Source organism: Nocardioides marmotae (assembly GCF_013177455.1).
GTDB classification, from domain to species: domain Bacteria; phylum Actinomycetota; class Actinomycetes; order Propionibacteriales; family Nocardioidaceae; genus Nocardioides; species Nocardioides marmotae.
Map to the genome: position 1 here is coordinate 1,685,614 of NZ_CP053660.1, position 12,250 is coordinate 1,697,863.

Consider the following 12,250-nt stretch of genomic DNA (forward strand, 5'->3'; position numbering starts at 1 on the left):
GTGACGGCGCTGCACGTCGCGCCCGAGCGGCACGCGCCGATGCAGGCGCGGACGAGCATCGAGGTCGTCGCCGGCCGCGGCGTCGTCGGCGACCGGTGGTGGGGCACGCGGCACCGGCACGTCTCGGTCCAGTCCGCCGAGGCGCTCGCCGAAGCCGCAGCCGCCCTCGGCCGGGCCGTCCCGCCGAGCGCCACGCGACGTACGGTCACGGTGGGCGGGGGAGCGGTCCCCACCGAGCCCGGCGTCCGCCTCCAGGTCGGCGAGGTGCTGCTCGAGGTCGTCCGCGTCGCCGCCCCGTGCCGGGTGATGGAGACCTCGATGGGGCCCGGCGGCGCCGCGGCGCTGCGCCGACGCGGCGGCTCGATCCTGCGCGCCCTCACCTCCGGCGCCATCCGCCTCGGCGACGAGGCCGCCGAGGTCCGCCCCACGCACTGACCGGGCCGGGATGTCGTGCCGGGGTTGCCCTTCCCGAGGTGCCGCAGCGCTGTCTCAGGGGTCTTGCGGAGGGCTTGAGGGAACGTCGTGGTTGTGGCGGGTGGTGCCTTGATGTGGGGGCGGCAGAGTTCTGGTCATCAAGGAACACCCCGCCGGAGATGCCGGCGGATCCCCTTCTCGAAAGGCTCCTCCGATGACCTCCACCACCTCCCGCAAGGCCACCGGCTCCCGCAAGGCCGTCACGGGTCGGAAGGTCTCGCGTCGCAGCCGGACCACCGCGGTCAAGATCGTGGCCTCGGTGGCGCTGGTCGCGGGTGCTGCGTCGGTGGCGGGCCTGGGCACCTTCGGTGCGTTCACCTCGACCACCTCGGCCACCGAGCAGGTCGACGCGGGCCGGATCACCCTGGGCAAGGGCACGAGCACGCAGGGCCCGAGCATCGCGGCGGCCGGCCTGGTGCCCGGTGACACGATCGAGCGCGACGTGGTGCTGACCCGCGGCGCGACGGATGAGAAGTTCGGGTCGGTCAAGCTCACCACGACCGGCGCGACGAGCAACCTGCTGACCACGGACATCACCAACGGTCTGCAGCTGGCCGTCGACCAGTGCTCGGTGGCCTGGGTGAAGGTCGACCCGGCCAAGGCCAACGGGGCCCTGAAGTGCGCCGGCACCACCACCCAGGTGCTGGCCTCGCGTCCGGTGGTGGGTGCGAACCTGGACCTGGCCGCGGCGACCACGGCGCTGAACACGGACGCGAAGGTCTCGAACCTGCGGGTGACGCTGTCGTTCCCGGCGGCTGCGGGCAACGAGTTCCAGGGTCTGGGCAACACCGTGAACATGGTCTTCGACGCCACCCAGCGCGCTGCCGACAAGCGCTGACCGTGACCGGCTGGCCCGGGACGCACTGACAACTCCACAGCTTGCCCCGTCCTCGAGCGGTCGCCGGTACGCCGGCGGCCGCTCGCGGCGTACCCGGCCCCAGTGGTCACGCGGGTACCACTTCTCAGGTGACCCCTGCACTTATCGGGGCAGATCTGCCCCGGTATGTGCAGGAGTCACCGGTTAACCGGTGACTCCGACACCTGGCCCCGACCCTGCACGAGTACCACCTCGACCCTGCACGAGTACCACCTCGACCCTGCAGGAGTGCCACCTCGGCGGCATGGGGGAGGCGTCGGCCGGGTTGGGGCTGCGGAATATCGTGGCGCGGCCCGGCTGTTGGGCGGAGGTCGAGGGAAGCAGGAGCGGGTGACGGACGAGCAGCATCAGGGTCGAGGGTCCACAGCAGCGGGGTTCCGCGTGCTGTGGGTGGCGATCAAGCGGGAGCCGTGGATCTTCACCGTCTCGACGCTCGGGAGCGTGCTGTTCGGCGCGCTGACCGTCGCGGACGCGTGGGTGCTCGGCTGGTCGACCGACCACGTCGTGCTGCCGGCCTTCGAGACCGGCGAGGTCGGCGCCGACATGCTGCTCGCGGTGCTCGCGCTGTTCCTCGGCGTCGCCATCCTCCGCGCGGTCGGGATCGTCGCGCGACGGCTCGGCGCCGGCGTCATGCAGTACCGGATGCAGGCCCACACCCGCCGCGCGGTCACCCGCCAGTACCTCACCCTGCCGATGGAGTGGCACCAGCGCCACCCGACCGGCCAGCTGCTCTCCAACGCCAACGCCGACGTCGAGGCCGCGTGGGGGCCGATCGCGCCGCTGCCGATGGCGGTCGGCACGGTCGCGATGATGGTGATCGCGGTCGCGCAGATGTTCTTCGCCGACGTCGTGCTCGCGCTGGTGGGCCTCACGATCTTCCCGGTCGTCATCGCCGTGAACGTCGCCTACCAGCGGCTCGCCCAGGGCTGGATGACCCGCGCGCAGCAGCTGCGCGCCGAGGTCAGCGAGATCGCCCACGAGTCCTTCGACGGCGCGATGGTCGTCAAGACCCTCGGCCGCGAGGGCGAGGAGACCGAGCGGTTCGCCGCCCGCGCCCGCGAGCTGCGCGACGTCAACATCAAGGCCGGCCGCATCCGCGCGGCCTTCGACCCGACGCTGGCCGCGCTGCCGAACCTCGGCGTGCTGGTCGTCCTCGCCGTCGGCGTCTCCCGCGTCCTCAGCGGCGCGACCGACGCCGGGGACGTGGTGACGGTGGCCTACCTCCTCACGATCGTCTCCTTCCCGATCCGCTCGATCGGCTGGCTGCTCGGTGAGTTCCCGCGCAGCGTCGTGGGCTACCAGCGGGTGCGCAGCGTCCTCGACGCCGCCGGCGAGATGCCGTACGGCGACCGCACCTCGACCGGCGTGGTCGCGACCGGCGCCCGCGGGGCGGCCCTGCGCGTGGAGGGGCTGAGCTACTCCTACGACCCCGACCGCCGGCTGCTCGACGGCGTCGACCTGACCGTCGAGCCGGGTCGCACCGTGGCCGTCGTCGGGGCGACCGCGTCGGGCAAGAGCACCCTGACGATGCTGCTCAGCCGGCTCGTCGACCCCGACGCCGGCCGGATCCTCCTCGACGGCACCGACCTGCGCGACCTGGCCCGCGGCGAGCTGGCCCGGGCGGTCGCGGCGGTGCCCCAGACGCCGTTCCTCTTCGACGACACCGTCCGCGGCAATGTCGCCCTCGGCGCCGACGTGACCGACGAGGAGGTGTGGGCCGCGCTGCGGGCCGCCCAGGCCGACGGCTTCGTCGCGGCCCTCCCGCACGGGCTCGACACCCGCCTCGGCGAGCGCGGGACCTCGCTGTCCGGCGGCCAGCGCCAGCGGATCTCCCTGGCCCGCGCGCTCGTGCGCCGCCCTCGACTGCTCGTGCTGGACGACGCCACCTCGGCGGTCGACCCCGAGGTCGAGGCGCGCATCCTCGCCGCCCTGCGCGACGAGTCAGGCGAGGGCCCCTCGCTGGTGGTCGTCGCCTACCGCAAGGCGACCATCGCGCTCGCCGACGAGGTCGTCCACCTCGAGGACGGCCGGATCGCCGACCGCGGCACCCACGCCGAGCTCCTGGCCCGCAGCGCCGCCTACGCCAACCTGGTGAACGCCTACGAGCAGGAGCACGACGACGAGCACGCGGAGGTGACCGCATGAGCACCGTCATGGACTCCGGCGAGGACATCGGCGCCATCCGCACCATCCGGCGCGGGGTGCACTTCTCACCCGAGCTCAAGGAGGGCATCGGCGGGACGCTCGCGCTGGCGGTGGTCGCCTCCGCGGGCCAGGTCGTCGTACCGATCGTGGTCCAGCAGGTGCTCGACCGCGGCATCAACGGCCCCAGCGGGCCGGACGTCTCCTTCACCGTCTGGGCCGGCGTCATCGCCGCGCTCGCCATCGTGGTCACGAGCTGGGCGTCGTACAAGATGACCACCCGGCTCTTCACCTCCGCCGAGCGCGGGCTGGCGACGCTGCGCACCAAGGCCTTCCGCCACGTCCACGACCTGCCGCTGCTGACCCAGAACACCGAGCGCCGCGGCGCCCTGGTCGCCCGCGTCACCAGCGACGTCGACCAGGTCAGCCAGTTCCTCGTCTTCGGCGGCCTGCTGTTCGTCGTCAGCGTCGGGCAGGTGCTCGTCGCGACCGTCGTGATGGTCGTCTACAGCTGGCAGCTCGCGCTCGTGGTGTGGCTGTGCTTCGCGCCGCTGTTCCTGTCCCTGCGCTACTTCCAGCGCAAGCTCTCCGACGCCTACGGCACCGTACGTCGCCAGGTCGGCCTGATGCTCTCGGCCGTGTCCGAGCCGGTCGTCGGCGCGGCCGTGGTCCGCTCCTACGCCGTCGAGGACCGCACCCAGCGGCGCATCGACGAGGCGATCGACGCCCACAAGGCGGCCAGCACCCGGGCGCAGGGCTTCACCGCGTTCTCCTTCTCCCTCGGCGGCGTCTCGGCGGGCCTGGCCAACGCCGGCGTGCTCATCGTCGGCATCTGGCTGGGCCAGGGCCGGCTGTGGGGCGGCGACATCACCGCGGGGGAGGTGGTCGCGTTCGCGTTCCTCGTGACGCTGTTCGTCGGCCCGGTGCAGATGGGCACCCAGATCCTCACCGACGCCCAGAACGCCATCGCCGGCTGGCGGCGGGTGATCGGCATCCTGGAGACGCCGGCCGACCTGGTCGACCCCGGCCCGGACGGTGCCGTCCTGCCGCGCGGCCCGATCGACGTGTGCTTCGAGCACGTCTCCTTCGCCTACCCCGGCGGCCCGCTGGTGCTGCGCGACATCGACCTGGCGATCGACGCCGGCCTCCGCGTGGCGGTCGTCGGCGAGACCGGCTCGGGCAAGTCGACGGTCGCCAAGCTGCTGACCCGGCTGATGGACCCCTCCGAGGGGCGGGTGCTGCTCGACGGCGTCGACGTCCGCGACATCGGCTCGGCCTCGTTGCGCAGCAGCGTGGTGCTGGTGCCCCAGGAGGGCTTCCTCTTCGACGACACGCTCGCCGCGAACGTGCGCTACGGCAAGCTCGACGCCACCGACGAGGAGATCCTGGCCAGCGCCGCCGAGCTCGGCCTGGGCGACTGGATCGCCGGCCTGCCCCGCGGGATCCAGACCCCGGTGGGCCAGCGCGGCGAGTCGCTCTCGGCGGGGGAGCGGCAGCTCGTCGCGCTCCTGCGCGCCCACCTCGCCGACCCCGACCTGCTCGTCCTCGACGAGGCGACCAGCGCGGTCGACCCCGCCCTGGAGATGCGGATCGGCCGCGCGCTGGAGCGGCTGATGCGCGGGCGCACCTCGGTCACGATCGCCCACCGGCTCTCCACCGCGGAGAACGCCGACGAGGTCGTCGTCGTCGACCGCGGACAGGTCGTCCAGCGCGGGCCGCACGCAGCGCTCGTGGCCGAGGAGGGCGGCGTGTACGCCGGCCTCCACGCCTCCTGGGTGGCCCAGCAGGGCAGCTGAGGGCCGCCGACGCGGGAGCCGCCCCGGCACCCACGACCCGCAGCCGGCCCGGCGTACCCACGCCCCGGCGGGATAGTCCGACACACCCGCGCCCTTTCCGGCCGGGTCAAGGGCGCGTGCGTGGCGGACTATCCCGTCACCGGGCCCCAGCCCGGAACCCGGTGACGGTGGCCGGGGATACTGAGCAGGTGAGCTCCCTGGCACCCGACATCGCCGCCCGCCTCAAGCGCACCGCCGACGGCCTGGTGCCCGCGGTGGTCCAGCAGCACGACACCCGCGAGGTGCTGATGCTCGGCTGGATGGACGACGAGGCGCTGCACCGCACCCTGACGACCGGCCGGGCGACGTACTGGTCCCGCTCCCGCCAGGAGTACTGGGTCAAGGGGGAGACCTCCGGCAACGTCCAGTGGGTCAAGGAGGTCCGCCTCGACTGCGACGGCGACACCCTGCTCGTCGCCGTGGACCAGGAGGGCGCCGCCTGCCACACCGGCGACCGCACCTGCTTCGACGCCGTGGAGCTGCCGACCTGTGGCTGAGCAGGAGACCGTCCGCCGCGACCGGCGCAAGACCTTCGGGCCGGTCGTGCTGGCCGGCCTCGCCGGCGGCACGCTCGCCGCGGTCGGCGGCAGCCGGCCCTGGGCCGAGGCCGGCTCCGACGGGGGAGCGGCCGCCCTGGCCGGCTACGCCGTGAGCGACGCCGGCGAGATGCCCGCGGCCACCGCAGCCGCGCTCGTCGTGCTCGCCTGCTGGGGCGTCGTGCTGGTCACCCGCCGCCGGGTGCGCCGCGCGGTCGCCCTCCTCGGAGCGGTCGCGGCGCTCGGCCTGGTCGTGGCCGTCGTCGCCGGCTGGTCCTCGACCGTCGAGGACGTCCAGGCCGTGTACGCCGGCTCCGGCGTCGAGCCCGACATCACCCGGACCGCGTGGTACGCCGCCTCGGCCCTCGGCGCGGTCCTCACCCTGGTCGCGAGCGTGCTCGCGGTGCGCCTGGCCCCGGCGTGGCCGGAGATGGGCAGCCGGTACGACGCCCCGGCCGGTGGCCCCGCCGCCCCGGCGAAGGCCGTGGCCCCCGAGGACGCCAGCAACATCGAGCTGTGGAAGGCGATGGACGAGGGGCACGACCCGACGGCCTGACCGCCGCCCCGGTGTCGCTAGGATCAGCCGCGTTCCGCCCCGCACCGAACCCCCGATCGAGGAGCTCCACGCATGTCTAACGACAACCACGGCAACACCCCCGCGGCCTGGACCGCCGTCGTGGTCGCCATGATCGGCTTCATCGTGGGCGGGGTCGGGCTGATGCTCGACCCGATCAGCTTCGTGATCTTCTGGGTCGGCGTCGCCATGGTCGTCGGCGCCCTCGTCCTGTTCATCGTGATGGACAAGATGGGCCTGCACGGGTGATCACCCGGTGACCCGCGGTCGGCGCCTCCTGGCGCCCGCGGTCACCCTCGGCGGCCTCGCGGCCGCCACGCTCGCGCTGCACCTGCGCGACCCCCACGAGCGCGGCTCGTGGGGCTCCTGTCCGAGCGCCGCGCTGGGCTTCTGGTGCCCCGGTTGCGGCGGCCTGCGGGCGGTCAACGACCTGACGAACGGGCGCTTCGCCGACGCGGCGTCGAGCAACCTGCTCCTCATCGGCCTGCTGCCCGTGCTGGCCGCGCTCTACCTGTGGTGGGTCGCGCGGCGCTGGCGCGGGGAGACCCGCGAGCCCGACCAGCGCTTCGTGGTCGGCGGCACGGTCACGCTGTGCGTGGTGGCCGTGGTCTTCGCGGTGCTCCGCAACCTGCCGGCCGGGGCCTGGCTGGCGCCCTGACCGGGCAGGTCGCGTGCCGCCTGGATCAGGCGCGGATCAGGCGTGGATCAGGACGTGGATCAGGACGTGCTGTAGTCGAAGTCGTAGTCCACGGCGCCGGTGGCGACCAGCACGATCGAGAGCAGGAACGCCGCGATCCCGATGCAGCCGGCGATGATCCCGGTCAGGGCCTGCGTGCGACCGCCGAGCGCGCCGCCGGAGGCCTCGATCTCCTTGCGGGCCAGGAAGCCGAGGACCACGGCGGCGATGCTCGAGGCGACGAAGAAGCCGCAGCAGATCGTGAACAGGCCCACCAGGCCGGTCACCATCGCGGCGGTCGCCTTCCCGGAGGTCCGCGGCGGCTGGCCCGGCTGGCCGGCGCCGTACGGCTGGTCGCCGTAGGGCGGCTGGCCCCCGTAGGGCGGCTGGCCGCCGGAGGGCGGCTGGCCGCCGGAGGGCGGCTGCTCCCCGCCGTACGGCCCAGACGGCGGGGGCGGATCGGTGTAGCTCATGACGGGGTCTCCTCGGGGTCACGGCCGGGCGCCCACGGCGCCGGCCCGTGCGAGGACCGTAGCGGCCGGCGTGTCAGACTCTCGGGAGGCAGATCGGCGCAGCCCGATCCAGCCGATCCACCCCGATCCAAGCCCGAGGAGGACCCGTGTCCGTGCTCGACGACATCGTCGCCGGGGTCCGGGCCGACCTCGCGGAGCGCGAGGCGGCCCTGCCCCTCGCCGACGTGCGTGCGGCCCTGGCCGACGCCGACCCGCCCCGTGACCCGATGCCGCACTTCCGTGCGCCCGGCTCGAGCGTCATCGCGGAGGTCAAGCGCCGCAGCCCCAGCAAGGGCGACCTGGCCGACATCCCCGACCCCGCCGTGCTGGCCAAGGAGTACGCCGCCGGCGGCGCCGCCGCGATCAGCGTGCTCACCGAGCAGCGCCGCTTCGGCGGCAGCCTGGCCGACCTCCGCGCGGTCCGCGCGGCGGTCGACGTGCCGGTCCTCCGCAAGGACTTCATCGTCTCGTCCTACCAGCTCGTCGAGGCCCGCGCGGCCGGCGCCGACCTGGCGCTGCTCATCGTGGCCGCCCTGCCGGGCGACGAGCTGCGCCGGCTGTACGACGAGGCCCGCGAGCTCGGCCTGACGGTGCTCGTGGAGGTCCACGACGAGGCCGAGACCGAGCGCGCGGTCGACCTCGGCGCCGAGCTGGTCGGCGTGAACGCCCGCAACCTCAAGACGCTGGAGATCCACGCCGACACCTTCGGGCGACTCGCGCCGCTCGTCCCGGACGACCGGGTCAAGGTCGCGGAGTCGGGGATCTTCTCGCCCGCCGACGTCGCCCGGTTCGTGGGCGAGGGCGCCCGCGCGGTGCTGGTCGGCGAGGCCCTGGTGAAGGACGGCGACCCGCGAGCCGCGGTGCGCGCGATGACGGGAGCAGGGGCATGACGACCGAGGCCGGACGCACGGGCACCTACGACGCCGACGAGCGCGGCTGGTTCGGCGGCCCCGAGCACGGTTGGGGCGGCCGCTTCATGCCCGAGGCGCTGGTCTCCGCGCTCGATGAGCTGACCGCGGCCTGGGAGGAGGCGATGGCCGACCCGGCCTTCGTCGCCGACTTCGAGGCGATCCTGCGCGACTACGCCGGCACGCCCAGCCCGCTGTACCACGCGGAGCGGCTCAGCCGGCAGGTCGGCGCCCGGATCCTGCTCAAGCGCGAGGACCTCAACCACACCGGCGCGCACAAGATCCGCAACGTGCTGGGCCAGGCGCTGCTGACCAAGCGGATGGGCAAGACCCGGGTCATCGCCGAGACCGGCGCGGGCCAGCACGGCGTCGCCAGCGCGACGGCCGCGGCCTACTTCGGGCTCGACTGCACCGTCTACATGGGCGCGGTCGACACCCGCCGCCAGGCGCTCAACGTCGCCCGGATGCACCTGCTCGGCGCCAAGGTGGTCCCGGTGGAGTCGGGCAGCGCCACGCTCAAGGACGCGATCAACGAGGCGCTGCGCGACTGGGTCGCCAGCGTCGACCACACGGCGTACCTCTTCGGGACCGCGGCCGGCCCGCACCCCTTCCCGAGCATGGTCCGCGACTTCACCCGCGGCATCGGCGACGAGGCGCGCGCCCAGTGCCTGGAGCGCTACGGCGTGCTGCCGGACGCGATCGCCGCGTGCGTGGGCGGCGGGTCGAACGCGATCGGGCTGTTCGCCGCCTTCCTCGACGACGAGGGCGTCGCGATCCACGGCTTCGAGCCGGGCGGCGAGGGCGTCGACACCCCGCGCCACGCGGCGACGATCCACGCCGGGGACAGCGGCGTGCTCCACGGCGCCCGCACCTACGTCCTCCAGGACGCCGACGGCCAGACGATCGAGTCCCACTCGATCTCCGCCGGCCTGGACTACCCGGGCGTGGGCCCGCAGCACGCCCACCTCGCGGCGACCGGCCGGGCGACGTACACCCCGGTCACCGACGCCGAGGCGATGGAGGCCATGGCGCTGCTGAGCCGCACCGAGGGCATCATCCCGGCGATCGAGTCCGCCCACGCCGTCGCCGGCGCGATGCGCGTGGCCCGCGAGCTGGCCGCCGAGAAGGGCCCCGAGGCGACCGTCCTGGTCAACCTCTCGGGCCGCGGCGACAAGGACATGGGGACCGCGATCGAGTGGTTCGGCCTGGGCCGCACCGAGGCCGAGGTCTCCGACGACGTGACCGAGGAGCCCGTCGGATGACGCTGAGCAGCACCACCGCCTTCGAGAAGGCGCGCGCCGACGACCGCGCCGCGCTGGTCGGCTACCTGCCGGCCGGCTACCCCGACGTCGCCGGCGGCATCGACGCGCTGCGCGTGCTGGTCGACGCCGGCTGCGACATCATCGAGATCGGCCTGCCCTACAGCGACCCGGTCATGGACGGCCCGACGATCCAGGCGGCCGCGCAGGCCGCGCTGGAGGGCGGCGTGCGCACCTCCGACGTCCTGCGCACCGTCGAGGCGGTCGCCGCGACCGGCACGCCCACGCTGGTGATGACCTACTGGAACCCCGTCGAGCGGTACGGCGTGCCGCGGTTCGCCGCGGACCTCGCCAACGCCGGGGGATCGGGCCTGATCACCCCCGACCTGACCCCCGACAGCGCGCCGGAGTGGATCGCCGCCGCCGACGAGCACGGCCTGGACAAGGTCTTCCTCGTCGCGCCGTCCTCCACCGACGAGCGGATCGCGATGACCACCGCGGCCTGCCGCGGCTTCGTCTACGCCACCGCCGTCATGGGCGTCACCGGCGCCCGCGCGACCACCAGCGACCTCGCCGGGCCGCTCGTGGCCCGGGCCAAGCGGCTGCGCCCCGCTGGCGCCGACCTCCCCGTCGGTGTCGGGCTCGGCGTCAGCAACGGCGACCAGGCCGCGGAGATCGCCGCCAAGGACGGGATCGGCGCCGACGGTGTCATCGTCGGCTCGGCGTTCGTGCGGACCCTGCTCGACCACGCCGACGACCGCGCCGCCGGCCTGCGCGCGCTCCGCGCCCTGACCGAGGACATCGCCGCGGGGGTGCGGCGTGGCTAGGAGGGCTCGGCTGCGCACCACCCTGGCCGCCTCGCTCGCCGCCGCCCTCCTCCTCACCGGTTGCGGCGGGGGAGGGGAGGAGCAGGAGGTCACCGGCAGCGTCGTCGACCCGCCCTTCGAGGTGGCCGCGACGCCGATGAAGGACACCGACGGGAAGCCGTTCTCGCTCGCCGAGGACACCGACGCCCGGCTCACCCTGGTGTTCTTCGGCTACACCCAGTGCCCCGACGTCTGCCCGCTGGTCATGCAGACGCTGACCTCGGGGCTGAACAAGCTCGACGACGCCGAGCGCGAGCAGGTCGAGGTGGTCTTCGTGACCACCGACCCCGCTACCGACACCGGCCCCGTCCTGCGCGACTACCTCGACCGGTTCGACCCGTCGTACGTCGGCGTGCGCGGCGACCTGGAGACGACCAAGGCCGTCGCCGAGTCGGTCGGGGTCTTCGTCGCCGACGGTGAGGAGCTCGCGTCCGGCGGCTACGACCTCGGCAGCCACGGCACCTACGTCATCGCCGTCGACGGCAACGACCGGGCGCCGATGTTCTGGCGCCAGTCGACCTCGGCCGCGCAGTTCGCCCACGACGTCTCGAGCCTCCTGGGGGACGCGTGAGCACCGGCCTCGCCGGCCTCGTGGTGATGAGCATCCCGAGCCCCGCGGAGGGCACGTGGTACCTCGGGCCGGTGCCGCTGCGCGGCTACGCCTTCGCCATCATCCTCGGCATCGTCGTGGCCGTCTGGCTCTCCGAGCGGCGCTGGGTCGCCCGTGGCGGCACGCCCGGGGACATCCAGGACCTCGCGATCTGGGGCGTGCCGTTCGGCCTCGTCGGCGGCCGGCTCTACCACGTCGCCACCGACAGCAGTCGCTACTTCGGCGAGGGCAACGACCCGATCACCGCGCTGTACGTGTGGCGCGGCGGGCTCGGCGTGTGGGGCGCGATCGCGCTCGGCGCGGTCGGCGTGATCATCGGCGCCCGGCGCAAGGGCATCAAGCTGTTGCCGGTCCTCGACGCCATCGCCCCGACGGTGCTGGTCGCCCAGGCGATCGGCCGGTGGGGCAACTGGTTCAACCAGGAGCTGTTCGGCAAGCCCACCGACCTGCCGTGGGCGCTCGAGATCGACCCGGTCCACCGGCCCTCGGGCTACCTCGACCAGGCGACGTTCCACCCGACGTTCCTCTACGAGTGCCTGTGGAGCCTCGCGGCGTTCGCCCTGGTGGTCTGGCTCGACCGCCGCTTCCGCCTGGGTCACGGCCGGGTCGCCGCGCTCTACGTGATGGCCTACACGCTGGGCCGCGGCTGGATCGAGATGCTGCGCATCGACGACGTCGAGCTCGCCGACGTCGGTGGCCTGCGGTTCAACGTGTGGACCTCGATCGTGCTGTTCGTGGCCGCGGCGGCGTACTTCGTGTGGTCCGCGCGGCGCCACCCGGGCCGCGAGGAGAGCGTCTACACCGACGGGCGTGACCTGGACGACGTCCGCGACGACGTCGTGCGGTGATCCCGCCCGCAACACGGTGGTAACCTGACGCCTCCGCGTGGGCCAATGTCGTCCCTGCACCCCCTCAGCACCCGGGCCCCGGCCCGAGCGCGCTGATTCCTGCATGTGCCGACCAGCCGGACGCCCGGTCGGA

Annotated in this window: 14 protein-coding genes; 13 read left to right on the plus strand and 1 reads right to left on the minus strand. The window is 73.9% G+C overall.

Annotated features, from left to right (window positions below; all coding sequences use genetic code 11):
- The 8 genes from HPC71_RS08165 (at position 1) to HPC71_RS08200 (ending at position 7,096) form a co-directional block, all read left to right on the plus strand.
- Entirely contained in the window at positions 1-435 is a 435-nt protein-coding gene (locus HPC71_RS08165; protein WP_216656569.1) for an MOSC domain-containing protein, read from the plus strand.
- 193 nt (positions 436-628) lie between these two features.
- Positions 629-1,312 (plus strand): hypothetical protein, encoded by a 684-nt coding sequence (locus tag HPC71_RS08170; protein ID WP_195849523.1) that lies wholly within the window; start codon positions 629-631, stop codon positions 1,310-1,312.
- Between the two features lie 369 nt (positions 1,313-1,681).
- A complete protein-coding gene (locus HPC71_RS08175) occupies positions 1,682-3,496 on the plus strand; it encodes an ABC transporter ATP-binding protein (RefSeq protein ID WP_171896530.1) in 1,815 nt (604 codons plus the stop codon).
- A complete protein-coding gene (locus tag HPC71_RS08180; RefSeq protein WP_154611951.1) occupies positions 3,493-5,289 on the plus strand; it encodes an ABC transporter ATP-binding protein in 1,797 nt (598 codons plus the stop codon). The genes HPC71_RS08175 and HPC71_RS08180 overlap by 4 nt, the downstream gene beginning before the upstream one ends.
- 188 nt (positions 5,290-5,477) lie before the next feature.
- Positions 5,478-5,825 carry a phosphoribosyl-AMP cyclohydrolase gene (hisI, locus tag HPC71_RS08185; protein ID WP_171896532.1) on the plus strand — a complete coding sequence of 116 codons (348 nt, stop codon included), beginning with the start codon at positions 5,478-5,480 and terminating at the stop codon, positions 5,823-5,825.
- Entirely contained in the window at positions 5,818-6,420 is a 603-nt protein-coding gene (locus HPC71_RS08190) for a Trp biosynthesis-associated membrane protein (protein WP_154615095.1), read from the plus strand. Before hisI ends, HPC71_RS08190 begins: the two co-directional genes overlap by 8 nt.
- A 72-nt stretch (positions 6,421-6,492) precedes the next feature.
- Positions 6,493-6,687, plus strand: a complete 195-nt coding sequence (locus tag HPC71_RS08195) for an HGxxPAAW family protein (RefSeq protein WP_154611949.1) — start codon at positions 6,493-6,495, stop codon at positions 6,685-6,687.
- Between the two features lie 7 nt (positions 6,688-6,694).
- Entirely contained in the window at positions 6,695-7,096 is a 402-nt protein-coding gene (locus tag HPC71_RS08200) for a DUF2752 domain-containing protein (protein WP_171896534.1), read from the plus strand.
- A 59-nt stretch (positions 7,097-7,155) separates the two neighbouring features.
- On the opposite strand, the gene HPC71_RS08205 is transcribed toward HPC71_RS08200, so the two are convergent.
- Positions 7,156-7,587, minus strand: coding sequence for a DUF4190 domain-containing protein (locus HPC71_RS08205; protein WP_154615096.1), 432 nt, complete (start codon positions 7,585-7,587; stop codon positions 7,156-7,158).
- Between the two features lie 146 nt (positions 7,588-7,733).
- Here HPC71_RS08205 and trpC point away from each other — a divergent pair, with 146 nt between their 5' ends.
- From trpC to lgt, 5 genes are read left to right on the plus strand one after another with little or no spacing between them, the layout of a single operon-like run.
- On the plus strand, positions 7,734-8,516 hold the full coding sequence (trpC, locus tag HPC71_RS08210; RefSeq protein WP_171896535.1) for an indole-3-glycerol phosphate synthase TrpC: 783 nt from the start codon (positions 7,734-7,736) through the stop codon (positions 8,514-8,516).
- Positions 8,513-9,796 carry a tryptophan synthase subunit beta gene (gene trpB, locus HPC71_RS08215; protein WP_154615097.1) on the plus strand — a complete coding sequence of 428 codons (1,284 nt, stop codon included), beginning with the start codon at positions 8,513-8,515 and terminating at the stop codon, positions 9,794-9,796. Before trpC ends, trpB begins: the two co-directional genes overlap by 4 nt.
- On the plus strand, positions 9,793-10,620 hold the full coding sequence (gene trpA, locus HPC71_RS08220; protein ID WP_216656570.1) for a tryptophan synthase subunit alpha: 828 nt from the start codon (positions 9,793-9,795) through the stop codon (positions 10,618-10,620). The genes trpB and trpA overlap by 4 nt, the downstream gene beginning before the upstream one ends.
- Positions 10,613-11,230 (plus strand): SCO family protein, encoded by a 618-nt coding sequence (locus HPC71_RS08225; protein WP_154615098.1) that lies wholly within the window; start codon positions 10,613-10,615, stop codon positions 11,228-11,230. The genes trpA and HPC71_RS08225 overlap by 8 nt, the downstream gene beginning before the upstream one ends.
- Entirely contained in the window at positions 11,227-12,117 is an 891-nt protein-coding gene (gene lgt / locus HPC71_RS08230; protein ID WP_253943952.1) for a prolipoprotein diacylglyceryl transferase, read from the plus strand. Before HPC71_RS08225 ends, lgt begins: the two co-directional genes overlap by 4 nt.
- The last annotated feature ends 133 nt before the right edge of the window (positions 12,118-12,250 follow it).

Coding starts and splice junctions, on each gene's coding strand:
- HPC71_RS08170 (WP_195849523.1), top strand. CDS start 629: ATGACCTCCACCACCTCCCGCAAGGCCACCGGCTCCCGCAAGGCCGTC.
- HPC71_RS08180 (WP_154611951.1), top strand. CDS start 3,493: ATGAGCACCGTCATGGACTCCGGCGAGGACATCGGCGCCATCCGCACC.
- HPC71_RS08195 (WP_154611949.1), top strand. CDS start 6,493: ATGTCTAACGACAACCACGGCAACACCCCCGCGGCCTGGACCGCCGTC.
- HPC71_RS08205 (WP_154615096.1), bottom strand. CDS start 7,587: ATGAGCTACACCGATCCGCCCCCGCCGTCTGGGCCGTACGGCGGGGAG.
- trpB (WP_154615097.1), top strand. CDS start 8,513: ATGACGACCGAGGCCGGACGCACGGGCACCTACGACGCCGACGAGCGC.
- trpA (WP_216656570.1), top strand. CDS start 9,793: ATGACGCTGAGCAGCACCACCGCCTTCGAGAAGGCGCGCGCCGACGAC.